22 protein-coding genes are annotated in these 23,985 nt (G+C 61.5%); 10 read left to right on the top strand and 12 right to left on the bottom strand.

The window, feature by feature from the left end:
• Positions 1-342: 342 nt before the first annotated feature.
• The 4 genes from PSJE_RS24180 to PSJE_RS24165 all read right to left on the bottom strand — a co-directional run bounded on the left by PSJE_RS24180 (position 343) and on the right by PSJE_RS24165 (position 3,050).
• Positions 343-1,179 carry an IS3 family transposase gene (locus PSJE_RS24180; RefSeq protein WP_235863926.1) on the bottom strand — a complete coding sequence of 279 codons (837 nt, stop codon included), beginning with the start codon at positions 1,177-1,179 and terminating at the stop codon, positions 343-345.
• Entirely contained in the window at positions 1,176-1,481 is a 306-nt protein-coding gene (locus tag PSJE_RS31755; protein WP_008047186.1) for an IS3 family transposase, read from the bottom strand. Before PSJE_RS31755 ends, PSJE_RS24180 begins: the two co-directional genes overlap by 4 nt.
• Positions 1,482-1,765: 284 nt before the next feature.
• On the bottom strand, positions 1,766-2,260 hold the full coding sequence (locus PSJE_RS24170) for an SRPBCC family protein (protein WP_090456764.1): 495 nt from the start codon (positions 2,258-2,260) through the stop codon (positions 1,766-1,768).
• 13 nt (positions 2,261-2,273) lie between these two features.
• The gene (locus PSJE_RS24165; RefSeq protein WP_090456762.1) at positions 2,274-3,050 is read right to left on the bottom strand and encodes an SDR family oxidoreductase; all 777 of its coding nucleotides are present in this window, start codon (positions 3,048-3,050) and stop codon (positions 2,274-2,276) included.
• A gap of 278 nt (positions 3,051-3,328) precedes the next feature.
• On the opposite strand from PSJE_RS24165, the gene PSJE_RS24160 reads away from it, so the two are divergent.
• The 4 genes from PSJE_RS24160 to dmpG are packed head-to-tail and all read left to right on the top strand — an operon-like array spanning position 3,329 to position 6,919.
• A complete protein-coding gene (locus PSJE_RS24160) occupies positions 3,329-4,156 on the top strand; it encodes an alpha/beta fold hydrolase (RefSeq protein ID WP_090456761.1) in 828 nt (275 codons plus the stop codon).
• The gene (locus PSJE_RS24155) at positions 4,153-4,944 is read left to right on the top strand and encodes a fumarylacetoacetate hydrolase family protein (RefSeq protein ID WP_057714049.1); all 792 of its coding nucleotides are present in this window, start codon (positions 4,153-4,155) and stop codon (positions 4,942-4,944) included. Before PSJE_RS24160 ends, PSJE_RS24155 begins: the two co-directional genes overlap by 4 nt.
• A gap of 18 nt (positions 4,945-4,962) precedes the next feature.
• The gene (locus PSJE_RS24150) at positions 4,963-5,871 is read left to right on the top strand and encodes an acetaldehyde dehydrogenase (acetylating) (protein WP_090456759.1); all 909 of its coding nucleotides are present in this window, start codon (positions 4,963-4,965) and stop codon (positions 5,869-5,871) included.
• A gap of 13 nt (positions 5,872-5,884) precedes the next feature.
• The gene (gene dmpG / locus PSJE_RS24145; RefSeq protein ID WP_057714051.1) at positions 5,885-6,919 is read left to right on the top strand and encodes a 4-hydroxy-2-oxovalerate aldolase; all 1,035 of its coding nucleotides are present in this window, start codon (positions 5,885-5,887) and stop codon (positions 6,917-6,919) included.
• 63 nt (positions 6,920-6,982) lie between these two features.
• On the opposite strand, the gene PSJE_RS31380 is transcribed toward dmpG, so the two are convergent.
• The 4 genes from PSJE_RS31380 to PSJE_RS24125 all read right to left on the bottom strand — a co-directional run bounded on the left by PSJE_RS31380 (position 6,983) and on the right by PSJE_RS24125 (position 10,558).
• Complete coding sequence (locus tag PSJE_RS31380) at positions 6,983-7,150, bottom strand: hypothetical protein (RefSeq protein WP_167362873.1); 168 nt, start codon at positions 7,148-7,150, stop codon at positions 6,983-6,985.
• A gap of 461 nt (positions 7,151-7,611) precedes the next feature.
• A complete protein-coding gene (nudE, locus tag PSJE_RS24135; protein ID WP_057714052.1) occupies positions 7,612-8,160 on the bottom strand; it encodes an ADP compounds hydrolase NudE in 549 nt (182 codons plus the stop codon).
• 87 nt (positions 8,161-8,247) lie between these two features.
• On the bottom strand, positions 8,248-9,378 hold the full coding sequence (locus PSJE_RS24130) for a helix-turn-helix transcriptional regulator (protein WP_057714053.1): 1,131 nt from the start codon (positions 9,376-9,378) through the stop codon (positions 8,248-8,250).
• A 136-nt stretch (positions 9,379-9,514) separates the two neighbouring features.
• The gene (locus PSJE_RS24125; RefSeq protein ID WP_057714054.1) at positions 9,515-10,558 is read right to left on the bottom strand and encodes a 3-ketosteroid-9-alpha-monooxygenase, oxygenase component; all 1,044 of its coding nucleotides are present in this window, start codon (positions 10,556-10,558) and stop codon (positions 9,515-9,517) included.
• A gap of 146 nt (positions 10,559-10,704) precedes the next feature.
• Between PSJE_RS24125 and PSJE_RS24120 the strand changes: the two genes are divergently transcribed.
• From PSJE_RS24120 to PSJE_RS24105, 4 genes are all read left to right on the top strand, one after another.
• A complete protein-coding gene (locus PSJE_RS24120) occupies positions 10,705-11,544 on the top strand; it encodes an SDR family NAD(P)-dependent oxidoreductase (protein ID WP_090456755.1) in 840 nt (279 codons plus the stop codon).
• Positions 11,531-12,457, top strand: coding sequence for an alpha/beta hydrolase (locus tag PSJE_RS24115; protein WP_090456753.1), 927 nt, complete (start codon positions 11,531-11,533; stop codon positions 12,455-12,457). Before PSJE_RS24120 ends, PSJE_RS24115 begins: the two co-directional genes overlap by 14 nt.
• Complete coding sequence (locus tag PSJE_RS24110) at positions 12,454-13,569, top strand: 3,4-dihydroxy-2-butanone-4-phosphate synthase (RefSeq protein ID WP_090456751.1); 1,116 nt, start codon at positions 12,454-12,456, stop codon at positions 13,567-13,569. The genes PSJE_RS24115 and PSJE_RS24110 overlap by 4 nt, the downstream gene beginning before the upstream one ends.
• 208 nt (positions 13,570-13,777) lie before the next feature.
• Entirely contained in the window at positions 13,778-14,236 is a 459-nt protein-coding gene (locus PSJE_RS24105; RefSeq protein ID WP_057714058.1) for an REP-associated tyrosine transposase, read from the top strand.
• An 867-nt stretch (positions 14,237-15,103) separates the two neighbouring features.
• Here the strand turns inward: PSJE_RS24105 and surE are convergent.
• From surE to PSJE_RS24090, 3 genes are all read right to left on the bottom strand, one after another.
• Positions 15,104-16,081, bottom strand: a complete 978-nt coding sequence (gene surE, locus PSJE_RS24100; protein ID WP_090456749.1) for a 5'/3'-nucleotidase SurE — start codon at positions 16,079-16,081, stop codon at positions 15,104-15,106.
• A gap of 79 nt (positions 16,082-16,160) precedes the next feature.
• The gene (locus PSJE_RS24095; RefSeq protein ID WP_090456747.1) at positions 16,161-17,540 is read right to left on the bottom strand and encodes a DUF1329 domain-containing protein; all 1,380 of its coding nucleotides are present in this window, start codon (positions 17,538-17,540) and stop codon (positions 16,161-16,163) included.
• Between the two features lie 23 nt (positions 17,541-17,563).
• Complete coding sequence (locus PSJE_RS24090) at positions 17,564-19,081, bottom strand: DUF1302 domain-containing protein (protein WP_306345028.1); 1,518 nt, start codon at positions 19,079-19,081, stop codon at positions 17,564-17,566.
• Positions 19,082-19,407: 326 nt separating this feature from the next.
• Here PSJE_RS24090 and PSJE_RS24085 point away from each other — a divergent pair, with 326 nt between their 5' ends.
• Both PSJE_RS24085 and PSJE_RS24080 read left to right on the top strand, forming a co-directional pair.
• Positions 19,408-21,150: an FAD-binding protein gene (locus PSJE_RS24085; RefSeq protein WP_090456745.1), complete on the top strand. Its 1,743-nt coding sequence runs from the start codon at positions 19,408-19,410 to the stop codon at positions 21,148-21,150.
• On the top strand, positions 21,147-22,025 hold the full coding sequence (locus PSJE_RS24080) for an SDR family NAD(P)-dependent oxidoreductase (protein WP_090456743.1): 879 nt from the start codon (positions 21,147-21,149) through the stop codon (positions 22,023-22,025). Before PSJE_RS24085 ends, PSJE_RS24080 begins: the two co-directional genes overlap by 4 nt.
• 367 nt (positions 22,026-22,392) lie before the next feature.
• On the opposite strand, the gene PSJE_RS24075 is transcribed toward PSJE_RS24080, so the two are convergent.
• Positions 22,393-23,973: a FadD3 family acyl-CoA ligase gene (locus PSJE_RS24075; protein ID WP_090456741.1), complete on the bottom strand. Its 1,581-nt coding sequence runs from the start codon at positions 23,971-23,973 to the stop codon at positions 22,393-22,395.
• Positions 23,974-23,985 lie beyond the last annotated feature (12 nt).

The raw sequence follows: 23,985 nt of genomic DNA, 5'->3' as shown, positions 1-23,985 counted from the left end.
AACATCAATGTTGGATGTGCCGACCTCATCGCGAGCAAGCTCGCTCCCACAATTTTTTTGTGGTGACGCCGGCATTGCGAGCCCCCAATCCCCTGTGGGAGCGAGCTTGCTCGCGATGGCGGCATGTCAGGCAACATCAATGTTGAATGTGCCGACCTCATCGCGAGCAAGCTAGCTCCCACAGTTTTTGTGGTGACGCCGGCATTGCGAGCACACCCCAATCCCTGTGGGAGCGAGCTTGCTCGCGATGGCGGCATGTCAGGCAGCATTGATGGTGGATGTGCCGACCTCATCGCGAGCAAGCTGAACTGGTCAAGTAATCCCGGACACCGGTTACGGTGTTTATGCCGCTTTTTGCTCCATGGCTATTGGCGACAGATAGTTGTTGTAGCTGTGGAGCCTGGTGCGGTTGTAGTACATGAAGAAGCGCACCATATCGGTTTTGGCTTCCTCGATCTTGCTGTAGCCACTACGAGGCACCCATTCTGATTTCAGCGTGCCGAAAAATCGCTCTGTTGGAGCGTTGTCCCAGCACTGCCCGCGATGGCTCATGCTTTGCAATATGTCACGACGCTTCAGTTCTTCTTGAAACTTGCGGCTGGTGTACTGACAACCCTGATCCGAGTGAAACATCAGCCCCGCAGGGCACGTTCGAACCTCTGCCGCCATGCGTAGCGCCTTGCTGACCAAGTTGGCGTCATTGACCAGCGAAAATGCCCAACCGATGACCCGGCGAGCAAACAAATCGATGACGATGGCCAGATGAACCCAGCGCTCGCCCACCATCAAGCTGGTCACGTCGCCACACCAGACCTGATCGACTGCAGCCGGTTTGAAGTTGCGCTTGAGCCGATTGGGCGCGACAAACGCTTCCACTCCTTTGGATCTGAATGGGTGAGGCTGGCGTTGTTTACTGACAATGTTGGCCTCCCTCATCAGCGCTCGGACAAGGCCTCTTCCAACTGCAATGTTTTGGGACTTCAGGCCCTTGCTGATCATTCTGGAGCCCATGGCTTCGCGGCTTTCGCTGTGCAGTTCAACCACTTTGAGCTTGAGCTCTTCGCGCCTGATCCGCGGTTGGGCTCGCCGCTGAAGCCACTCGTAAAAGCTGCTGCGCTTCACATCGAAAACACGACACACGACAGCTGTCGGGAACGACTCTCTTAGTTCCGCAATCATCGAAAACGATCGGGATCCGACATCAAGAGAGCGGTAGCCTTTTTTAAGATCTCGGCTTCCATTTCCATGCGCTTGATCTTGGCCTTTAGTTCCTGGATCTGGCGCTGATCTTCGGTAATCGCCTTGGTGCCTTTGACTGGCTGCCCCTCGCGCTCCTTGCGAACCTGATCGACCCAACGCCGTAAAGCGGTGGGCCCGATATCCAGCGATGCACAAACGTCTGGAACCGGGCAGTTATCATCAAGCACCATGCTGGCAGCATGCAGCTTGAACTCGCGGGTATAGACCTTTCTTTCGTTCATGGAACCTCCAAGTTGGCGAAATCATATCGCCCTTAAGAGGTGTCCGGAATTATTAGGCCAGTTCAAGCTCGCTCCCACAATTTTTGTGATGACACCGGCATTGCGAGCCCCCAATCCCCTGTGGGAGCGAGCTTGCTCGCGATGGCGGTGTGTCAGGCAGCATTGATGTTGAATGTGCCGACCTCATCGCGAGCAAGCTAGCTCCCACAGTTTTTGTGGTGACGCCGGCATTGCGAGCGCCCTCAATCCCCTGTGGGAGCGAGCTTGCTCGCGATGGCGGTGTATCAGGCAGCATTGATATTGGATGTGCTGACAGCCATATCCGGATTCTGCGTTCGGCCGGTTTCGTAGTAGGCCTTGAGGTTCTCGGCAATCTGCCGAACGACCTTGTTGAAAGCCTTGGCCAGCAACCCTTCAAACAGCTTGCCACCGCGCAGGCTGTAACTCATTTGCAGAGTGATGCGGGTCGCGTTGCCTTCGGCTTGCAAGGCATAACTGAAACTCGCTTCGCGAAACGGAAAGGGCGAGTCATTGCCGCCCTTGTGCAACCGCAGTACGAACCCCGTGCCTTCCTGCCACTGCACCACGCTTTCATCCAGATACTGACCGCCCTTGCGCAACACCCGGCGACTGGCGCCGATACCTTCCGTTGCGCCAGGATGAAACTGGCAACCGGTCAGGTCTGGTACATAGTGCGGGGCAAGGCTCAGGTCGCGTAGTTTGGTCCATGCGGCTTGTCGCGTGAGGTTCAGCACAACGCTGTGGCTGGCTACGGGCATGTCGAAAGTCCTCTTATGGATGGGATTGAGCCGCATCGAGAAATGCCGGGCGTTCTCCCGCGCCATGCACCGCGATGTCCGCGCCGCTGACGTAACGGGCCAATGTCGATGCCAGGTACAGGCAGGTATCGCCAATATCCTCCGGGGTCGCCAGGCGTTGCAACGGAATGGTCGCCGCCACCCTGGCAATGCCCGCGTCGTCACCATAATGCATGGCCGCCTGCTCGGTGAGAATCAGCCCGGCGGTCACGGCGTTGACCCGCACCTTGGGCGCCCATTCCACCGCCAGCGAGGTCGTCAGGTTGAGCAAGCCGGCCTTGGCCGCGCCATAAGCGGCGGTGCCGGGGGAAGGGCGGGTGGCGCTGACGCTGCAGATGTTGATGATCGCGCCACCGTCGGCCTGGGCCTGCATCACCTGGTTGGCCTGCTGGCACAGGTTCAGTGGCGCAATCAGGTTCAGGCGGATGATTGCCTCGCTGAAGCGCGGCGAAGCCGTGGCGGCGTCGGCATTCGGTGAACCGCCGGCGTTGTTGACCAGCACATCGAGGCGGCCGAAGCGCTCGACGATCTGCGTAATCAAGCGCCCGGACTGCTCGACATCCCGCAGGTCGCAGGCCACGAACACCGCCTCGCGCCCGGCGCTGGCCGGCAAGGTTTGTGGTGCTTCGCGACCGCAAATCACCACCTCGGCGCCACAGTCCAGAAAGCGCTGGCTGATGCCGCGACCCACACCTTTGCCACCTCCGGTGACCAGTACCACTTTGCCGCGAAAGTCCATTGGATCAAGCATGGGGGTGTCTCATTCAGTCGCTCGGGAATGTAACCGATGCTAGGTCTGCAACCCCGGCAGGCCAACGTCCAAAGGGACTAGAGATTGTCTGTAGGAGCGAGCCTGCTCGCGATGGACCTGAGAACACCGCGGGGTGTCAGGTATCCAGCGTCATCGTTGGCGATCATCGCGAGCGAGCTCGCTCCTACACAGTGCAGGTGCGTAGTCCTGTCGGACGATGTTGATTGTCCGGGCCCTCGGAATAATCCGGCGACAACAACAGGCCGGGAGGACACCTTATGGGCGCTTCAGCGCAAGGGCACTTCGTTACGCTGCCGGATGGTTTGCAGCTGCACTACAAAGACACCGGCAACGGCGAGCCGGTGATTTTCATCCATGGCAGCGGACCGGGTGCCAGCGGTCACAGCAACTTCAAGCAGAATTACCCGCTGTTCGCCGAAGCCGGTTACCGGGTGATCGTCCCGGATTTGCCCGGCTACGGCGCTTCGGACAAGCCCGACACCCTCTACACCCTGGACTTCTTTGTCGCCGCCCTCAGCGGTTTGCTCGATGCCCTCGACATCCAGCGTTGCGTGCTGGTCGGCAACTCCCTGGGCGGCGCGATCGCGATCAAACTGGCCCTCGACCAACCGCAGCGTATCAGCCGTCTGGTGCTGATGGCGCCCGGTGGCCTGATGGAAAAAGAACAGTATTACCTGCAGATGGAAGGCATCCAGAAAATGGGCGCGGCTTTCGCCAAGGGTGAGCTGAACGATGCGGCGGGCATGCGTCGCCTGCTGGCCCTGCAACTGTTCGACGAAACCCTGATCAGCGACGAAACGGTGAACGAGCGCGTCGCCGTGGTTAAGCAGCAACCGGTGTGCGTGCTGTCGACCATGCAGGTGCCGAACATGACGTCGCGCCTGGGTGAATTGCAGTGCCCGATCCTCGGTTTCTGGGGCATGAACGACAAGTTCTGCCCGTCCTCCGGTGCCCAGACCATGCTTGAACACTGCACCCAAATACGTTTCGTGATGCTCAGCGAGTGCGGGCATTGGGTCCAGGTCGAGCACCGTGACTTTTTCAACCGCCAGTGCCTGGCGTTTTTTCAGGAGGCCCGTGGATGAGCGTGCAATTGCGCCGTGAGTTCGGCGAAGAGCTTTATCAGGCGCTGCTCAGCGGCTCCACCCTGGCGCCGCTGACCGAGCGCTGGCCGTCGATCAGCATCGAAGACGCCTATCATATTTCCCTGTACGCCATTGAGCGTCGGGTGGCGGCCGGTGACCAGATCGTCGGCAAGAAAATCGGCGTGACCTCGGCGGCAGTGCAGCAGATGCTCAACGTGCATCAGCCGGATTTCGGCTTCATCACACGGCAGATGTCGTTCGATGACGATGCGCAAATTTCCCTGTCCGCCAACAAACTGATCCAGCCCCGTGCCGAGGGCGAGATCGCCTTCAAGCTCAAGCATGACCTGGTCGGCCCCGGCATCACCGAAGCCGACGTGCTGGCCGCCACCGAATACGTGATGCCGTGTTTCGAGATCGTCGACTCGCGGATTCACGACTGGCGCATCCGCATCCAGGACACGGTCGCTGACAACGCTTCTTGCGGAGTGTTTGTGTTGGGCGACAGCAAGGTGGATCCGCGCGAACTGGACCTGCCGAATTTGCGCATGCGTGTGTTCAAAAACGCAGAGCCCCTGAGTGAAGGCCTGGGTTCGGCGGTTCAGGGAAATCCATTGACTGCGGTGGCGTGGCTGGCCAATACCCTGGGCGCCTTCGGCATTCCGTTCAAGGCCGGGGAAATCATCCTGTCCGGCTCGCTGGTACCGCTGGAACCGGCCCGTGCCGGCGACCGTTTTGAACTGACCATTGATGGCCTGGGCAGTGCCCGGGTGTCTTTCTGCGCCTGACTTTTGGAGTTTGACCCCATGAGCAAAAAACTCAGAGCGGCCATTATCGGCCCGGGCAACATCGGCACCGATCTGCTGATGAAAATGTGCCGATCGCAATGGATCGAGCCGGTGTGGATGGTTGGCGTCGACCCTGAATCCGAAGGCCTGAAGCGTGCCCGGGAAATGGGCATCAAAACCACCGCCGGCGGTGTCGATGGCTTGCTGCCTCACGTCCTCGACGATGACATTCGCATTGCCTTCGATGCCACCTCGGCTTACGTACATGCGGAAAACAGCCGCAAGCTCAACGAGCTCGGGGTGATCATGATCGACCTCACGCCGGCGGCCATCGGTCCGTACTGCGTGCCGCCGGTCAACCTCAAAGAGCACGCGTCGAGCCTGGCGATGAACGTCAACATGGTCACCTGCGGTGGTCAGGCGACCATCCCGATGGTGGCGGCGGTGTCGCGGGTGCAGCCAGTGAGCTACGGCGAAATCGTCGCGACGGTGTCCTCCGGTTCGGTGGGCCCGGGCACGCGGCAGAACATCGACGAGTTCACCCGCACCACCGCCGGTGCGGTGGAGAAGATCGGCGGCGCCCGACGCGGCAAGGCGATCATCGTGATCAACCCGGCCGAGCCGCCGCTGATGATGCGCGACACCATCCATTGCCTGACCGATGACGAGCCGAACCAGGATGCAATCCGCACCTCGGTGCTGGAGATGGTCCGTGAAGTGCAACGCTATGTGCCCGGCTACAAGCTGATCAACGGGCCGGTGTTCGACGGGCGCAAGGTGTCGATCTTCATCGAGGTCGAAGGCCTCGGCGATTTTCTGCCCAAGTCCGCCGGCAACCTCGACATCATGACCGCCGCCGGTTTGCGCACGGCCGAGATGTTCGCCGAAGAAGCCCACAAGGGCACCCTGCAATTGCCTGCCCGTTGAGTGGAGAATCGCTATGAATTTGCAAGGTAAGAGCGTCCGTCTGCATGACATGAGCCTGCGCGACGGCATGCACGCCAAACAGCACCAGATCAGTATCGAACAAATGGTCTCGGTGGCCACCGGTCTCGATGCGGCCGGTGTGCCGCTGATCGAAATCACCCACGGCGATGGTCTGGGCGGTGCTTCGCTGAACTACGGTTTCCCGGCCCACAGCGACGAGGAATACTTCTCTGCGGTGATTCCGAAGATGAAACAGGCCAAGGTTTCGGCCCTGTTGTTGCCGGGGATCGGTACCCTCGACCACCTGAAGATGGCCCACGAACACGGCGTGTCGACCATTCGTGTGGCGACCCACTGCACCGAGGCGGACGTGTCCGGCCAGCACATCGGCATGTCGGCGAAGATGGGCCTGGACACCGTTGGCTTCCTGATGATGGCGCACATGGTCAGCCCGGAAAAACTGCTGGAGCAGGCGCGGTTGATGGAAAGCTACGGCGCCAATTGCATCTATTGCACTGACTCGGCCGGCTACATGCTGCCCGATGAAGTGACGCAAAAGATCGGGGCCCTGCGTGCGGGACTGAACGCCGGGACCGAAGTCGGTTTCCACGGCCACCACAACATGGGCATGGCCATCGCCAACTCCCTGGCTGCCATCGAGGCCGGTGCTGCACGGATCGACGGTTCGGTCGCGGGTCTTGGCGCGGGAGCGGGCAATACGCCGCTGGAAGTGTTCGTCGCGGTGCTGGAGCGCATGGGCGTCAACAGCGGCGTCGACCTGTACAAGATCATGGACGTGGCCGAAGACCTGGTGGTGCCGATGATGGACCAGCCGATCCGCCTCGACCGGGACGCACTGACACTCGGTTACGCCGGGGTCTACAGCTCGTTCCTGTTGTTCGCCAAGCGTGCCGAGCAGAAGTACGGCATCGCTGCTCGCGAACTGCTGGTGGAGCTGGGCCGACGCGGAACCGTGGGTGGCCAGGAAGACATGATCGAAGACCTGGCGCTGACCCTGTCGCGGGCCAGGGGTGTACTGCCGACCTGATTAATGCGACAACGAAAAAACCACCGATCCGGTGGTTTTTTTTTAGGCCGGTGGAAACCGTGCTCAAGGCAGCAGATTGCGCACCACGGGCGGGTAGCAGTTGATGGCCGAGCTCGAACAGCTGAAGTAAGCCGTGGTCGGTCGGTAGGCTTCGTTCTTGAACAGTTGGCACAGACTGGTGGAAGCACCCGCACAGAGGATGATGAACAGAGCACAAGTCGTTTTGCGCATGATGAGTCTCGACACGGTTTTATTGTTGTAGAGACAGGTTATGGCTGCAGCGCGCGAGTCGCCTCGTCCGAATGGACTAGCCGACCAATTTGAAACTGCCCCTTCCGTTGTGGGTGTTTGATCCCCTGTGGGAGCGAGCTTGCTCGCGATGGCGGCCTATCAGGCGACATGGGTGTTGGATGTGCCGGCCTCATCGCGAGCAAGCTCGCTCCCACAGGTTTATTGGGCGTCCCCGGGATCTGTGCCTGGCCGTGATCCCCTGTGGGAGCGAGCTTGCTCGCGATGGCGGCCTATCAGGCGACATGGGTGTTGGATGTGCCGGCCTCATCGCGAGCAAGCTCGCTCCCACAGGTTTATCGGGCGTTCCCGGGATTTGCGTCTGGCCGCGATCCGGTGGGAGCGAGCTTGCTCGCGATAGCGGCCTATCAGGCGACATGGATGTTGGATGTGCCGGTGTGGTGTCAGGTTCGTCGGGCGAGGGCGCCTATTGCCATGAACAGCGCCGCAATCGCCCTGGCCTCGTGGAGTTCACCGCGGGCCACAAGTTCAGGGATTTGCGCCAGTGGTACACGCAGGCACTCCAGGGGTTCGGGTTCGTCGCCTTCGAGTTGGCAGGGGCTCAGTTGTTCGGCCAGTACGACTCGGTAGCGGTGGCACAAGTGCCCCGGTGCCAGGGTCAGCTCGCCCAGTTCAGTGAGGCGTTCGGCGCGCATTCCGACTTCTTCGCTCAGCTCGCGCTGCGCCGCCTGCAAGTAGTCTTCATTGGGCTCGGCGCCGCCCTTGGGCAGGCCGAGAATGGTTTTTTCCACACCGACCGCGTATTCGCGCACCAACAGCACATGCTCTGGATCGGGCATCGCCACCAGCATCACCGAGCGATAACCGGTGCCGCGCAGGCGTTCGTAGACCCGCTGCTGGCCGTTGCTGAATTGCAGGTGCAGGGCTTCGATCTGAAAGTGGCCGCTTTGCGCCAGCAGTTCAGTCTTGAGGATGGTTGGGCAGTTGCGCATGGGGCAGTCCCCTGTTTGGGATAAAGACACTGTGCGCTGTGCAACGGGAGCCGCCATCGTCCGAGCGGACGAGGGCGGCAATGAGGGCTAGCCGAGGGTCGCCACGCTGCGCAGGATCAGGCGCACCAGCATGGTCTGGCGGGTCACGCCGGTCTTGGAGAAGGTCGAGCGCAGGTGTGCCCGCGAGGTGTTGCGGCTGATGCCCAGCTCCTCCGAGGCTTCGTCGAGGGTCAAGCCGTTGGCCAGCAACATCGCCAGCTGGGTTTCCGCCGGGGTGAAGTCGAACAGCGCGCGAACGATTTCCTGCGGTGCGGTGGATTGTTGCTCCGGGTCGCTGATGAAAATCACCACGGTCGGGCACTGCTTGCCTTCGCTCCAGTCGGTCAATGGCACCGAGCGCACGATGATCCCCAGGTCCGCTTTGCCGGACGGCCGCTGCACGCGCAGGGCTTCGACCACCGACGGGTTGCTGCTTTTTTGCGACAGCAGCGATTGCTTGACCAGGCGACGGAACTCCTGGGTGTCCCGGGCCGTACCGACCTGCAGCCCATCGTTGACCAGTTTGATGCCGTCCTTTTCCTGGATCAGCCGGTCGGCGACCTGGTTGGTCTGCAGTACCTTGCCGGCCTCATCGAGGATGATCGTGCCGACCGCCATCTGGTTCACCGCGCCGGCGTACAGATTGCGTTCGGCTTCGATGCGGTTGAGCTGCATGTGGATCTTGATCGAACGTTCCAGGTGCGCAATGAAATGCGTGAGCATGGCCTTTTCTTCATTGCCGAACGGCTTGTCGTCACGTCCGCGGCTGATGCGAATGCGGCACTGGGCGCCGTCGACGGTGTTGATGTCGGCACCGAGGATGTGGAACACGTCCACCGGTTCAAGGAAGTTCTTGTAGAACTCGGAATTCTGCCAGTCGTCGTTGGAGACGAACTCGGCGAGGGTCACCACCTGGCGGTTGGGCAGGTCGACAAACGGATCTAGGCTGAAAAAGTGTTTGTTGTACGACGCGGTCGCCTCGGTCGAGGTGCCGGTGGTGTTGACCATCAAGCCGTCCACGTGGGCGCTGGGCGGACGCAGGATGAAGGTCACGTACTTGCTGTTCAGATGCACATTGAGCTGATTGAGAAAAGTAGCCCAGGGAATGGTTTCCAGCGGACCCTGATAGAGGTTGCCGATCAAATCACTGAACGTATCGAGGCTGAGGCTCTGCTGCATAGGGAAAAACCGTTTTTATTATTAGCGTTGGCGGTGGCCGAGAATAAGCGCCGGTATCGACTCCTTGCAACGCTCGGGCTCAGGGCCTGACCGGCGGCTGCCGAACAGGCCCATGACGGGCGAAAAACCGCTGGCGTCAGACCCGTTCGCTGGCGCGCACGACAAACTTCTTGTGTTCGGCAACGTCCGCCGACAGCGCCTCGACGTCGGTGTAGAACTGCTCGTACCAACGGCGCAACTGATAGACCGGACCGTCGCCGTCACACAACAGCGGGTTATCGACGCGGGTCTTGCTGTGCCAGATGGCCACGTCTTCGTAGAAGGCTGCCTGCGCCTGCGCCACGTAGGCCTTGGCCATCGCCTGGTTCTGCTCTTCGCTCAAGCCCGGGATCTTCTTCACCAGCACGCCGTAGCGCAGGGTGAAACTGTCGAGGTCGACCGGCACATGGCAGTTGAGCAGGATCGAGTGGATCGGCTGGCCGTTCATGGCACCGTTCATCTCGGTGATCTGATAGGCCGGGCCGAAATAGGTGGCCTCGGTGGTCAGCACGCTGTCGCCGGACAGGCGCTCGCTGCGGGCGCGCATGATCTGGGTGGCCAGGTGGCCCTGGAAAATATTGATGAACTCGTCGACCGGCGCGCCATGGACGGTACCGAAGTGCGCCATATCGGCGATGTTGTCGATCAGTTCGCGGCAGTTGGTGTCAATCTGCAGCTCAGCGACTTCCCACGCCGCCCATTCGTCGCTGTAGCAGGCGTCGATGCGCGGAATGCGTTGTTCCGGCAGCGGGGGGTTGCCTTCGGGGTCATTCCAGACGAACAGCAACTGGTTCTCTTCCATGATCGGCCAGCTTTTGATTTTGGCCCGTGGCGGGATGCGCTTGGCGTAGGGGATGTCATCGCACACGCCATCGGCACCCCAACGCCAGGCGTGGAACGGGCAGCGGATCGAGTTGCCTTCAACGCAACCGGTGCTCAGGTCGGCGCCCATGTGCGGGCAGTAGCCATCAAGAATATGCAGCTCGCCGTCTTCACCCTGGAACGCCACCAGACGGGTGCCGAACACCTCCAGGCGATGGGCCTTGCCGTCGCGGTATTGCGCGGCCAGGCCCAGGCAATGCCAGCCGCGGGCGTAGCGGTCTTCCAGCAGTTTGGCTTCGATGCGGTGCAGGGTACTCATCTTATTATTCTCCCAAGGGATCACGGGGTTGGCGCATGTAACGGATTCTGCCGCCCCTGTAAAAGCGGGCATCGTCTGAATGGACGATGGCTGCTTTAAGTAGGCCCGCTCTACTGGCGCCATTGGACCCATGGCAGGAGTTGGCGATGAGTAATGAACAAGGGCCGGTAGCGGTGATTACCGGGGCCGCGAGTGGTATTGGCCGTGGCCTGGCCGAACACGCGGCGACACTGGGCATGCGCCTGGTGCTGGCGGATTGGGATGCAGCGGGCTTGCAAGCCCTGTGCGACGAAATGAAGGCCGGCGGTGTGCAAGCGATTGCCTGCGTCACCGATGTCAGTGATGTGAAACAGGTCGAGGGCTTGCGTGACCGGGCTGTCGAGCACTTCGGCGGGGTCGACCTGCTGTTTAACAATGCCGGGGTGATGCAAACCGGCTTCAGCTGGGAAATCACCGAGACGCAATGGCAGCGCATGCTGGACGTCAACCTCAACGGCGTTATCAACGGCATTCGCAGCTTTGTGCCGTTGCTGCTCAGTCAGGGCCGGGCAGCCCATGTGATCAACACCGCGTCCCTTGCCGGGCTGGTCAGCAGTCCGCTGATGGCGCCGTACAACGTGACCAAGCAGGCGGTGGTCGCGCTCTCGGAAACCCTGCATTACGAACTCGCCATGATCGGTGCACCGGTATCGGTTTCGGTGCTGTGCCCGGGGCCGGTGGCCAGTGAAATCATGGCGTCGAACCAGGTGGTGGACATCGCCGGATCCGACTTCAGCCAACTGCTCGACAGCACCATTCGCCAGGGCATGACCCCGGCGGAACTGGCCGCGCAAGTGTTCGCCGCCATCGCGCAAAAACGCTTCTGGATCCTGCCCCACAAGGGTTTCAAGCCGGCCCTTGAGCGCCGGGTACAAAGCATCCTGGGCGAGACCAATCCGCAGTTTCAAATGGCCGACGTAGAGGACGATGCCCATGCCGCTCGATAAGCAGATCGCTGGGGTGCTCCAGCAATTTCGCGACATCCCCGAGCCCGATTTCAGCCAGGTCGATGCCGCTCAGTACCGGCAGTTCTCCGACAACCTGCTGCCGGCCATCCCCGGCGATCCGATGAGCGAAGTGCGCGACTTGCGGGTGGCCGGCGCGGACGGTGAACTGGACGCACGGCTGTACCGGCCATCGGAAGAACCCGACCTGCCGTTGCTGGTGTTTTTCCATGGTGGCGGGTTTGTCATGGGCAATCTCGAGACCCACGACAATCTCTGTCGCTCGCTGGCCCGCCAGACCGAAGCGGTGGTGGTGTCGGTCGCCTACCGACTGGCGCCGGAAAGCAAGTTCCCCGCTGCGCCTCTCGATTGTTATGCGGCCACCTGCTGGCTGGTCGAGCACGCGGCTGAACTGCGCGTCGATGGCAGCCGGCTGGCTGTGGCCGGAGACAGCGCCGGGGGCAATCTGGCGCTGGCGGTCAGTCAGTTGGCGGCACGACGCCAAGGGCCGAAGATCAGCTATCAGTGCCTGTTTTACCCGGTCACTGACGCAGGCTGCGACAGTCAGTCCTTCGAAGACTTTGCCGAGAGCTATCTGCTTTCCGCCGCAATGATGCGCTGGTTCTGGCAGCAGTATCTGCAAGACGTCGGGCAGGCGGATGATCCATTGGCCTCGCCGTTGCGTGCCGAGAGCCTGGCGGGATTGCCGCCAACGACCCTGATGACTGCCGAATTCGACCCGTTGCGCGATGAGGGCGAGGCAATGGCCGAATGTCTGCGCGAGGCCGGCGTGCCTGTGCGCGTACAGCGTTGTGACGGCATGATCCACGGCTTTATCAGCATGGCGCCATTTGTCGAAGGGGCGGCACATGCCTTGTCTGATGCGGCAGCCGACCTGCGCGGGGCGCTCAAATGAACGGCCTGGCTTTCAATACGGTACCGCAACTGATCGAGGCCATCGGCGCCGGTCGGATGGTGGTGATCACCGACGACGAACACAACGGCGAAGGCTCGTTGCTGATGGCCGCCGAACAGGCCGGGGCCGAAGCCGTCACCTTCATGGCGGTGCAGGCACGCGGGCTGATTTGCCTGGCCCTGACCGAGCAGCGCTGTCGCGCGCTGGGCCTGGACCTGATGGTGCCCAACTCCCGGGCGCAACATGGCGTGGGTTTTACCCGCTCGATCGAAGCCGCCACCGGGGTGTCCACGGGTATCTCGGCGGCGGACCGTGCGCGGTCGATCCAGGTGGCGGTCGACCCGGCCAGCGTTCCAACGGACCTGGTGCAACCGGGGCATATCTTCCCGGTGCAAGCCTTGCCCGGTGGCGTGATGCAGCGGGCCGGACATGTCGAGGCCGCTTGCGACCTGACACGTCTGGCGGGGCTGCAACCGGCGGCAACCCTGGTGGGCATACTCAATGAGGACGGCGAACTGGCCCGTGGTGCCGAATTGCATGAGTTCGCCCAACGTCATGGCTTGCGGATCGGCACCATTGCCGACCTGATTCACTACCGCATCCTGCATGAAGGCACAATCGAGCGCGGCGGCGAATATCCGTTGCATACCCGCCACGGTGAGTTCCAGGTGACCACCTATCAGGACACCTACCAGGGCTCGCTGCACCTGGCGCTGGTCAAGGGCCGGATCGACAGCACGCAACCGGTGTTGGTGCGGGTGCAAAGCATCGAGACGTTGCGTGACGTGCTGGGGTGTGAAAGCGAAGGCGGGCCGCAACAGTGGACGCTGGAGCGTTCGCTGGCCAGTATCGCGGCGGCCGGTAGCGGTGTGCTGGTGCTGCTGGCGCAAAAGGAATCCGCCGAGGGCGTGCTTGAGCAACTGCGTCAGCGCAGCGGCGGCAAGCACCGGGCGCCACAGTTTCCGCAACGGACTTTGGGCATTGGCGCGCAGATCCTGCGCGACCAGAACGTGCGCAAAATGCGCCTGATGAGTTCGCCGGTGCCGTACACCGCCGTGTCCGGGTTTGATCTGGAAGTGACGGAGTTTGTGCCGTTTCAACCTGTAGTCTGAAGCAAACACAAAAACCATTGTGGGAGCAAGCTTGCTCCCACAATGGTTTTTGGATACCCGCAGATGTTGCGTACACCGACTAACCCTGTGGGAGCGAGCTTGCTCGCGATAGCTATCGATTGGTCACATCCGGTCAAACGTTGACCCAACGCCCAAGCATCCACCGGTCTAGCCTTGCTCCTGAATTCACCATGGAGAGGGCAAAGGAATGCCTGATTTACCTGCTTCATTTCGTCTGCGCATCGGCCGCTATGCCGAGCCCAACAGGGTTTACCTGTTGACGAGCAACACGCTGGATCGAGAACCGGTTTTCAAGGATTTCGGTTTGGGCAGGCTGGTCGTCAAGCAATTTCAATATGCACAGGAACAATACTGGGCGAACTCTTTAGCGTGGGTTGTCATGCCCGATCATTTTCATTGGTTGATCGAGTTGCAGCAGTGCTCACTCAGTCAGCTGATGCAAAAAACCAAATCATTGAGTACGCGGGCCGTGAACATGTCCGTCGGACGTAAAGGCAGTCTATGGCAGCAGGGCTATCACGATCGGGCGTTGAGGCGGGATGAGGACCTGGTCAAGCTTGCTCGATATGTTGTCGCGAACCCGTTGCGGGCTGGGTTGGTTGAGAAGCTTGGCGACTATCCGTTGTGGGATGCGATCTGGGTTTGATCCGTAACCGCGTAGCCACCATCGTGAGCAAGCTCGCTCCCACAATGATTTTTGGATAGCCGCAGATGTTGCGTACACCCGCTAACCCTGTGGGAGCGAGCTTGCTCGCGATGGCGGACTGTCAGGCGAGATTGATGTGGACTGGGCCGGCCTCATCGCGAGCAAGCTCGCTCCCACAATGATTTTTGGATAACCGCAGATGTTGTGCACACCCGCTAACCCTGTGGGAGCGAGCTTGCTCGCGATGGCGGACTGTCAGGCGAGATTGATGTGGACTGGGCCGGCCTCATCGCGAGCAAGCTCGCTCCCACACTGGTTTTTGGATAGCCGCAGATGTTGTGCACACCCGCTAACCCTGTGGGAGCGAGCTTGCTCGCGATGGCGGTCTGTCAGACGAGTTTGATGTGGACTGGGCCGGCCTCATCGCGAGCAAGCTCGCTCCCACACTGGTTTTTGGATAGCCGCAGATGTTGTGCACACCCGCTAACCCTGTGGGAGCGAGCTTGCTCGCGATGGCGGACAGTCAGGCGAGTTTGAAGTTGACTGGGCCGGCCTCATCGCGAGCAAGCTCGCTCCCACAATGATTTTTGGATAGCCGCAGATGTTGTGCACACCCGCTAACCCTGTGGGAGCGAGCTTGCTCGCGATGGCGGACAGTCAGGCGAGATTGATGTGGACTGGGCCGGCCTCATCGCGAGCAAGCTCGCTCCCACAATGATTTTTGGATAGCCGCAGATGTTGCGCACACCAGATAACCCTGTGGGAGCGAGCTTGCTCGCGATAGCGGTCTGTCAGTCGACATCGATGGTGAATGTGTCGGCCTCATCGCGAGCAATGGTTTTGTGATTAACACCGTTCCGTGCTTGCTTAAGGCCTGACCCCGCGCAGTATCTTCTTCGCCTGATCTTGCATCGCCTGCGGCGCGGTCATGTTGCCGTCGATCACGGTGATCACCGCGTGGCCTTGCCACAGTTGATAGGCATCGGCCTTTTGCTGGGTTTCGGTCGGTGTCGACGGGGCGGCCAGGTTGACGTGGACCACGCCGTCGGCGCCGCGCTGGGAGGTGAAGTTGACCCGATCCCAATTGCCGATCGGCGCAAAGCTCACGCCTTTGACTTCATCGGGTTTGAGGGGCGGGTAGTTGAGGTTCAGGCCGCTGACACCCGGCAGGCCGAGCACGTTCAAATCACACTGATGTTTGTTCCTGGCACAGGCCTGTTTGGCGTCTGTGCCGGCCAGGCCCGCCTGTTCGATGACCTTCACGGCAAAGCGCGCCGTGTCGTCCATGGCGTCGAGGGTCTTGCGGTAGCCGGCCTGCTGGTCGCGGATGATCAGGTCCATGTCGATACCCGTGGACACCGCCACCGCCGGAATTCCCTTGAACATCGCGCGAACGGCGGCGTTGAGGGTGCCGGACATCTGCGTAAGCGGGCCGACGTTTTCGCCGAAGTTGCTGCCTGACACCACCAGGTCTGGCGGCGAATCCTTGAGGATCACGTCGAGGCCGACGTTGACCGCATCCACCGGCGTGCCGATGGCGGAGGTCTTGCCGGCGGGCGGGGTGTAGTCCTGCGGCGGCCCGACGCAAAATTTGCCTGGCGCCAGTTCGGTCACCGCCAGGGCTTGGCCGGGTACGACCACGCTGGCGGCGCTGATGCCGCTGCTGTCGTTCAACGGGCCGACCAGGGTGACCTTGTGCCCGGCGGCGGTCAGCGCCCGGTACATCGCATCGATGCCGGGCGCGCGGCAGCCATCGTCGTTGGTCAGCAGGATGTTCAGGGCGTTGGCTTGCATCGACAGGCCAACGCTGGCCATGGCGATGATGCCGGTGAGGAGTTTGTTCATGGCGAAGTCTTCCGTGGGCGCAGCGGATTTTACAAAGCACAACGCCCCGACCGAATGATTCGGTCGGGGCGCGGTGAGTTTAGCGGGTGCCGAGTTTGCGCAGATTGCCAGGGGTGAATTCGTCTTCAGTGAAGGCGGTGGCGTTGAGCTTGGCCGGCTTTTGATCGATCAGCATGCGGTCAACCAGGTAAGAGCCGGCGATCAGGTCGTGGTAGATGCCAAGGCGAGCGTGGTAGCGCTGCATCTCATAGGCGTAGATCGAGGTCTGCATGTTGGTGCGCCACAACTGGCCACGGCTGTCGTAGTTGTCGGCCATGGTCGCGGACCAGGTGTCCTCGTCCAGGTACAGCACGCGCTTGGCGTATACGTGGCGGGCACCTTCCTTGAGGTTGGCCTGCAACACCCAGACGCGGTGTTTCTCGTAGCGCATGTACTGCGGATCGACGTGGCCGGTGGTGTTCAGGATCTGGTCGGCCGTTACGCTCGGGTCGTCGATCTTGTAGTTGTGGTACGGAATGTAGATTTCCTTCTTACCGACGATGGTCCAGTTGTAGCGGTCTGGCGCACCGTTGAACAAGCGGTCTTCGTCGTACACGCGAAAACCTCCCGCGCCGGTCGGCGAGTCATAACCCACGGTCGGCGCGCGACGTACCCGCCGTTGGCCGGGGCTGTACTGCCAGGCCTGGCGCGGGGAGGCGGTCGGATTGATGAACTCGTGACCGACCACGATCTCGCCTTTCTTGCGCACCGGTTCCAGGGTGGTGAGCAGGAAGTGGGTGGATACACCGTTCGCGGCCTCCAGGGTTTTGTCCGGGCTCGACCAGATCGAGAAGATCTTGTAGTTGACCTCTTCCAGCACCTTTTCCTTGTTGGAGTACACCACCGCCTGGCCGTAGTTGGCCTCTTCAGTGTTGGCGCGCCCCTGCAAGGTATGGTTGAACATCAACTCGCTGCCGTTCTTCGGGATCGGGAACGGCGAGGCACCCCAGGCGTTTTTGGTGTCGTTGTTGTCATTCTCGAGTTCGGCAGTGACGGCGTTTTTCTTGATCTGGTCTTCCAGGCGCTGATCAAGGCGGAAGTCGCGGTGGCTCGGGTAGACCGGGATCTTGAAAGTATCCGGGTATCGCTTGAACAGCGCCTTCTGGCCATCGGTCAGGTTGTCGGCGTACTTGTCCATGTTCTTCGAATCGATCACGAACAGCGGTTTTTCCGCGGCGTACGGATCCGGGTACGGCGTGCCGGGGCCGGCGTATTTGAGTCCTGGCGGCAGGCCGCGCCATTTGCCGGACCAGGCCGGGATGCTGCCGTCGGCGTTGCCGGCTTTTTCGGCGCCCATCGGGGTCAGGTCCTGGCCCAGGCGGGCGGCTTCTTCGGGGCTGACCTTGGCGTAGGCCAGGCCACTGCCGAGCAGGCCGACGGTCAGCGCAGTGCTCAATAATGTTTGGGTGAATCTGGACATGCTGTGCTCCTCCGACAGGGGAATCAGAACCGGTACTTGAAGTTGAGCGCGACGTTGTCGCGGTCGGCCAACGGGCTGTTGTTGGCGCTGCCGAGGTAGGCGTTGTAGCGGGCCTCGACGGTGAAGTTGCCCAGGTAGCGCCACGAACTGCCGATGCTGGCGCGGTTATCGTTCTGGCCGGCGTTGATCGAGCCGACCATCGAGCTGTCGCCGTGGGCGGCGGCGCTGAAGGTGACAGGCACCGACATGTCCCATCCGCTGAACACGTCGTTGTAGTCAAAGTTCGCCTGCACCGTGTAGCCCCAGGCATCGCGGTCATAGACCAGGCTGTCGGTGCCCGGCAGCGCGAAACCAGGGGCCAGGGTCACTGGCTGCGACTCGTCGTTGCTGACCACGGTGTTGTAGACCAGCTCGCCGGTCAGGCTGGTGTTGTCGGCGAAGGAGGTCGGGCCGAGCACGTAGATCATCGACGTTTGTGCTTGTATGGTCTTGCCGCGCACGGGGCTGGAGAAACCGTTGTCGACCATCACTGGCGTGCCGTCTCGGTAGCTGACTTCACCGGCCCAGCTGACATCGCCCAGCACCGTGGCGAAACTCGCACCGAACAGGTCGATATTGTCGAAGTAGCGCACCTGGTAGCGGCCCAGGTTCGTCGCAAAATCCAGCGACGGCGTCTTGTCGTGATAGCGCGAGTAGAAGAGGCCGAACTCGGTGTTGTTCAGCGACTCGGCGGCGTAGGTGAAGGCCACACCGTACTGGCCGCTGTCGCTCGGCTTGTCGTCCTTGAGGCGGGTGACGAAACCGGAGGCGTCGTTGAAGCCGCCCTCGTCGATGAAGTCGGTGGTGGAGAAGTAACTACCCACGCCGAACAGCTCGGTTTTCTCCCACTTGTATTGGTAGTAGGCCTGGATACCCAGGCTTTCGGTCAGGGCGAACTGGGTGAACAGTTGGCCGACCGGCAGCAGGATTTCCTTGACCTCGACGCCCGGGGTGGTCGCCTTGGTCGCGTCCACCGGGCTCTGGGCCGCGGAAATACCCGGATAGAACAGACTTTCACCCCAGCTCACCACCTGATTACCCAGGCGCGCGTTGAGGGCATGGCCGCTCACGTCCCAGGTGCCATAGGCGTAGTAGTCGAGCATGCGCAACTCATTGCGATGCTGGTCGATGGTGTCCTGGGAGAAACGGTCGGGTTTGCTGCAATGGCCGCCGGCGAAGCAGTTGGAAGTGCCGGTGGTGTTGTCGTTGTCCTGATCGTAGACGTTGTCGTAGAAGCCCGTCGCCCGGACGAACACGCCGTAGTCGTCTTGCCACTTGATGTTGGCTTCGGTGAGAAAGCCGCTGCGGTTGTTGATCAGGCTGCCTTTGTCGAACGCGTTGTCGCCGTCGTTGCCGTTGGCATTGGCGGTCAGCTTGTGATCGCGAGACTCGGTCCGCCAGGCGAGGCTGTAGGTCAGTGTGGTGTCCCAGTCGATGCTCAAGTCTTCGCTTGGCTGAAAGCTCATGGCGTTAACGTGAGCGCTAAGTCCACCAGCCAGCATCAATAGAACAAGCTGTGTGCGAGGGTGCTGTGTTGGTGGGGCGATTATTGTTTTTATCATGTCGTCCTCATGGCCCAGGTCAGACCTGCCCGACCTGCATTTCAGGGGAGTGATTGGTGCTGTGGGCGACTATGGAGTCACGACTTGCGCGCAACATCGTCCAAGCGGACTAAGCGATTTGTACGGGGCGGGCGCAGTCCTGGCCTTAGTCTTATCGGACGATGAACACCCGGCGCACGGGGCGAACAATCCCGAGACCGACTGCACCGGGCGAAGATCCGGCGGTGGCGGTTTCTGCCTGATGGGCGCTGAACAAGGGTGATCGCATGAACGCTGCCGGGATCAAATGGGACGAGTGCTGTGATGTGTTGGTGATTGGCTCGGGAGCCGGGGGCATGACCGCAGCGCTGCGCGCCCACGACCTGGGCCTGAATGCGTTGCTGATCGAAAAGAGCGGCGAGTACGGCGGCACCTCGGCGGTGTCCGGCGGCGGCATCTGGATCCCCAACAATCACCGGATCAACGCCATCGGCGGCAGTGATTCGGCGGCCGAAGCGATTGCCTACATCCGCGCCGTGACCCATGGCGAGATCGACGATGGGCGCATCGAAGCCTATGTTGAACACGGCCGGGAGATGGTCGAGTACCTGGAAAAACACACCCGCGTGCGCTTCGAGGCGCAACCGCGCTACGCCGATTACTACCCGGAAGTCGAGGGCGGAAAACCGGGCTATCGTTCGATGGATCCGCAACCGTTCGATGCCGCCGAACTCGGCGAAGAATTTTTGCGTATGCGCACACCGTCCCCCGGCACCCTGATGATGGGGCGCATGGCGATGACCATGAAAGAGGCGCAAGTGCTGCTGTGCCGTGGCCCCGGCTGGTTGCGCCTGACCCTGCGGGTGATGTGGCGCTACTGGCGTGATCGCGAGGGGCGGCGTTTATCCCGTCGCGACCGTTTCCTGACCCTGGGCAATGCCTTGATCGGTGCCTTGCGCTGTTCGTTGCAGGATCGCGGCAAGTCGCTGTGGCTCAATTGTGCACTCGAAGAGCTGCTGCTGGTCGGCGATCGGGTCGGCGGGGCACGGGTCAATCGCAACGGTCAGTTGCTCAACGTCAAGGCGCGCTACGGGGTGATCATCGCCGCCGGTGGTTTCGAGCGTAACCAGGAAATGCGCGAGCAGTACCTGCCGCAGCCATCCCGGGCCAACTGGAGTGCCACACCACCCAACAATACCGGCGACGGTATTCGTGCTGGCCAGGCCATCGGTGCTCGGACCGCGTTAATGGAGCACAGCTGGTGGGCGCCTACCACTTACGTCAAGGGTGAAGAAAAACAGCGGGCGCTGTTCGTTGAACGCACCTTGCCGGGGTGTGTGATGGTCAACGCGGCGGGGGAGCGTTTCGTCAACGAAGCCGCGCCCTATACCGATATCGTTTACGCGATGTACGCCAACAACCGCGAAGGTGCCGCGAGCGTGCCGTGCTGGATGGTGTTCGACGCCGAGTTCCGCCGCAAATACCCGTGCGGCGCCTTGCTGCCGGGCTATGCCCAGCGCGATTGGCAATTGCCCGAGCATTTGCGTGATTACTTCCACAAGGCGTCGAGCCTGGAAGAACTGGCGACGAAAATCGGCGTCGACGCTGGCGGGCTGGTGCGCACCGTGCAGCGTTTCAACGGCATGGCCGTGCAGGGCGTCGACGAGGATTTCCACAAGGGCGAATCACTGTTCGATCGCTACTACGGCGATCCGAACGTGCAACCCAATCCGTGCCTGGCGCCGTTGCTCAAGGGGCCGTTCTACGCCGTGCGCATCGACGCCGGCGACATCGGCACCAAGGGTGGCCTGCTGACCGACGTGCACGCCCGGGTGTTGCATGAAGACGGCGAACCGATCAACGGCCTGTACGCCATCGGCAACAGCGCCGCCTCGATGATGGGTCGCACCTATCCGGGTGCCGGTTCGACCATCGGCCCGGCCATGACCTTCGGTTACCTGGCCGCCAATCACATCAAGCGCCAGAGCGAAACCGCTTCGGCGAAAACCTTGTTCGGGAGTGTCGAATGAACAACCAGCGTCCACAGATCGCCGTAGTGACCGGTGCCAGTCGCGGAGTCGGGCAGGGTATTGCCCTGGCCCTTGGGGCGGCGGGCATGACGGTGTATGTCACCGGTCGCGCCCCGGCGCAGGGCGGGTCGAATTTGTACGGGCATGCCTTGCGCGGCTCGCTGGAGGACACCGCCGCCGCGATCACCGACGCCGGTGGGCGCGGTATCGCGGTGGTCTGTGATCACACCGATGACGCGCAGGTTCAGGCGCTGTTTACCCGTGTGGAAAATGAGTGCGGGCATCTGGATCTGCTGGTGAACAACGCCGCGTTCATCCATGACCAGTTGATCGAACCAGGGCCGTTCTGGGCTAAATCGCTGGACCTGGTGCGCATTCTCGACGTCGGCCTGCGCTCGGCCTACATCGCCAGCTTCTACGCCGCGCCGCTGTTGCTCAAAAGTGCACAAGGGCTGATTTGTTTCACTTCGTCGTTCGGTGCCGGGTGCTACATGCATGGCCCGGCGTACGGCGCGCAAAAGGCCGGCGTCGACAAGCTGGCGGCGGACATGGCGATCGATTTCGAAGGGCAGGGCGTGGCGGCATTGTCGCTGTGGCTCGGCCCGCAACTGACCGAACGTACGAAGATTGCCGGCGAACAGCATGGCGAGCAGTACCAGGCATTCCTGGCCCACGCCGAAACCCCGCAATTCAACGGGCGGGTGATCCATGCATTGCTCAATGATCCGCAGTTGATGGCGTTGTCCGGGCAGACCCTGATCACCGCCGAAATTGCCCCTGGCTACGGCATCAGTGAAGCCGAAGGCCGCCAGCCGCCGTCCCACCGCGCCATGCTCGGCGACCCGCGTAAGCAGCATCCGGCGCGGGTGGTTTAGATCACTAAAACACAAAGCCCTGTAGGAGCGAGCCTGCTCGCGATGGTCCATCAGTTGCATTGACGTCGACTGACACACCATCGCGAGCAAGCTCGCTCCCACAGTTGAGCTGTGTCGGACGCGAAATTTGTGTACACCCTCGAACATTGTAGGAGCGAGCCTGCTCGCGATGGTCTATCAGTTGCATTGACGTCGACTGACACACCATCGCGAGCAAGCTCGCTCCCACAGTTGAACTGTGTCGGGTGGGAAATTTGTGTACACCCTCGAACATTGTGGGAGCGAGCTTGCTCGCGATGGTCTATCAGTTGCATTGATGTCGACTGACACACCATCGCGAGCAGGTTCGCTCCTACAGGGATTGTGTTTAGTCGACTGGCTGCAATGACCACTCGCGCAACACATTCTTGGTCACTTTCCCCGCCGCATTGATCGGCATCTTCTGCAGGACCTGCACCCGACGCGGAACCTTGTAGTTGGCCATCTGCTCACGGCACCAGGCGAGGAATCGGGTCTGCTCGATTTCCATACCTGGAGCAGGCAGCAGAAACGCCATCGCCACTTCGCCCAAGCGTTCGTCGGGAATCCCGATCACCGCTGCCTGGGCCACGCCCGGATAGGTCAGCAAACACTGTTCGATCTCCGCCGGGTACACATTGAAGCCACCGGTGATGAACATGTCCTTGAGGCGGTCGGTGATGCGCAGGTAACCCTGTTCGTCGAGCATGCCGATGTCGCCGGTGTGCAGCCAGCCGTCGGCGTCGAGAATTTCCTGGCTGGCTTCGGGGTTGTTGAGATAGCCCTGCATCAGGTTGTAGCCGCGAATCTGTACTTCACCGGGAGTGTTGGCCGGCTGGCTGCGACCGCTGCTGCCGACACAGCGCACTTGCACCCCCGGCATCGCCCGGCCACTGGTGTTGGCGACCAGTTCCGCCGAGTCGCCGGACCGGCAGATCGTGGCGAACCCACAGACTTCCGTCAGGCCATACGCGGTGACGATGGTGGCAAAGCCCAGTTCGTCGCGCATGCGGTGAATCATCTCCACCGGAATCGCTGCCGCCCCGGTCACCGCAACGCGCAAGGAGCTCAGGTCGAATTCGTTGCGTTGCGGATGGGCAAGCAACGATTGATACAGCGTCGGTGGCCCGGGCAACACGGTGATGCGTTCGCGCTGCACGCATTCGAGCACGGCCTGCACGTCGAACACCTGCTGCGGCAGGAGGGTGCAGCCACGCATCAGCGCTGCCAGCCAGCCGGCCTTGTAGCCGAAGGAGTGGAAGAACGGATTGACGATCAGGTAGCGATCGCTTTCGCGCAAACCGACGATATCGCTCCAGTCCCGCACGATTCGCAGGTTCTGGCCGTGGCTGGTCATCACCCCTTTGGGTTTACCAGTGGTGCCCGAGGTGAACAACACGTCGGACAAGGCCTGCGGGCCAACGCTCTGTTCGCGGGTGCGCAAGGCCAGTTGCGGCACATCGGCCGCCAGATCCATAAACCGCTCCCAGGCCAGGGTGCCCGAATTGGCACCACGCACGCTGACGATGTGGCGCAGGGCTGGCAGGTCTTCCGACGTCAGCATGCCGGGGTAGTCCGCGCCGAGGAATTCGCCGATGGCAAACAGTACGCAGGCGCCGCTTTCGCGCAGGATGTAGCCGGCCTCGCTGCCCTTCATCCGGGTATTGAGCGGCACCAGGGCTGCACCGACACTCTGCAGGGCGCCAGCCGCAACGATCCATTCCCACACGTTCGGCGCCCAGATCGCCACGCGGTCCCCGATCTGTACGTCGAGGGCCAGCAGTGCGCGGGCAGCCTGGCGGCGCAGTTGGTCCAGTTGTCGGTAGCTGATGGTGTGGCCCGCGTCCTCGATGGCCGGGCGGTCGCCGTAGGCCTGGGCCGCGTTGGCGAACAGTTGAGCGATGGTCAGTGCGGTGGCGACAGGCGGCATGGGGCCTCCCCG

This window comes from Pseudomonas jessenii, assembly GCF_002236115.1.
In the GTDB taxonomy this organism is placed as follows: domain Bacteria; phylum Pseudomonadota; class Gammaproteobacteria; order Pseudomonadales; family Pseudomonadaceae; genus Aquipseudomonas; species Aquipseudomonas jessenii.
The sequence above is the reverse complement of the archived record's forward strand: the minus strand, read 5'-3'. Positions and strand labels throughout refer to the sequence as shown.

What these genes read in the sequence shown, in the direction of transcription:
- PSJE_RS24180 (WP_235863926.1), bottom strand. Translation starts at nt 1,179, where the DNA reads ATGATTGCGGAACTAAGAGAGTCGTTCCCGACAGCTGTCGTGTGTCGT.
- PSJE_RS31755 (WP_008047186.1), bottom strand. Translation starts at nt 1,481, where the DNA reads ATGAACGAAAGAAAGGTCTATACCCGCGAGTTCAAGCTGCATGCTGCC.
- PSJE_RS24170 (WP_090456764.1), bottom strand. Translation starts at nt 2,260, where the DNA reads ATGCCCGTAGCCAGCCACAGCGTTGTGCTGAACCTCACGCGACAAGCC.
- PSJE_RS24165 (WP_090456762.1), bottom strand. Translation starts at nt 3,050, where the DNA reads ATGCTTGATCCAATGGACTTTCGCGGCAAAGTGGTACTGGTCACCGGA.
- PSJE_RS24160 (WP_090456761.1), top strand. Translation starts at nt 3,329, where the DNA reads ATGGGCGCTTCAGCGCAAGGGCACTTCGTTACGCTGCCGGATGGTTTG.
- PSJE_RS24155 (WP_057714049.1), top strand. Translation starts at nt 4,153, where the DNA reads ATGAGCGTGCAATTGCGCCGTGAGTTCGGCGAAGAGCTTTATCAGGCG.
- PSJE_RS24150 (WP_090456759.1), top strand. Translation starts at nt 4,963, where the DNA reads ATGAGCAAAAAACTCAGAGCGGCCATTATCGGCCCGGGCAACATCGGC.
- dmpG (WP_057714051.1), top strand. Translation starts at nt 5,885, where the DNA reads ATGAATTTGCAAGGTAAGAGCGTCCGTCTGCATGACATGAGCCTGCGC.
- PSJE_RS31380 (WP_167362873.1), bottom strand. Translation starts at nt 7,150, where the DNA reads ATGCGCAAAACGACTTGTGCTCTGTTCATCATCCTCTGTGCGGGTGCT.
- nudE (WP_057714052.1), bottom strand. Translation starts at nt 8,160, where the DNA reads ATGCGCAACTGCCCAACCATCCTCAAGACTGAACTGCTGGCGCAAAGC.
- PSJE_RS24130 (WP_057714053.1), bottom strand. Translation starts at nt 9,378, where the DNA reads ATGCAGCAGAGCCTCAGCCTCGATACGTTCAGTGATTTGATCGGCAAC.
- PSJE_RS24125 (WP_057714054.1), bottom strand. Translation starts at nt 10,558, where the DNA reads ATGAGTACCCTGCACCGCATCGAAGCCAAACTGCTGGAAGACCGCTAC.
- PSJE_RS24120 (WP_090456755.1), top strand. Translation starts at nt 10,705, where the DNA reads ATGAGTAATGAACAAGGGCCGGTAGCGGTGATTACCGGGGCCGCGAGT.
- PSJE_RS24115 (WP_090456753.1), top strand. Translation starts at nt 11,531, where the DNA reads ATGCCGCTCGATAAGCAGATCGCTGGGGTGCTCCAGCAATTTCGCGAC.
- PSJE_RS24110 (WP_090456751.1), top strand. Translation starts at nt 12,454, where the DNA reads ATGAACGGCCTGGCTTTCAATACGGTACCGCAACTGATCGAGGCCATC.
- PSJE_RS24105 (WP_057714058.1), top strand. Translation starts at nt 13,778, where the DNA reads ATGCCTGATTTACCTGCTTCATTTCGTCTGCGCATCGGCCGCTATGCC.
- surE (WP_090456749.1), bottom strand. Translation starts at nt 16,081, where the DNA reads ATGAACAAACTCCTCACCGGCATCATCGCCATGGCCAGCGTTGGCCTG.
- PSJE_RS24095 (WP_090456747.1), bottom strand. Translation starts at nt 17,540, where the DNA reads ATGTCCAGATTCACCCAAACATTATTGAGCACTGCGCTGACCGTCGGC.
- PSJE_RS24090 (WP_306345028.1), bottom strand. Translation starts at nt 19,081, where the DNA reads ATGCTGGCTGGTGGACTTAGCGCTCACGTTAACGCCATGAGCTTTCAG.
- PSJE_RS24085 (WP_090456745.1), top strand. Translation starts at nt 19,408, where the DNA reads ATGAACGCTGCCGGGATCAAATGGGACGAGTGCTGTGATGTGTTGGTG.
- PSJE_RS24080 (WP_090456743.1), top strand. Translation starts at nt 21,147, where the DNA reads ATGAACAACCAGCGTCCACAGATCGCCGTAGTGACCGGTGCCAGTCGC.
- PSJE_RS24075 (WP_090456741.1), bottom strand. Translation starts at nt 23,973, where the DNA reads ATGCCGCCTGTCGCCACCGCACTGACCATCGCTCAACTGTTCGCCAAC.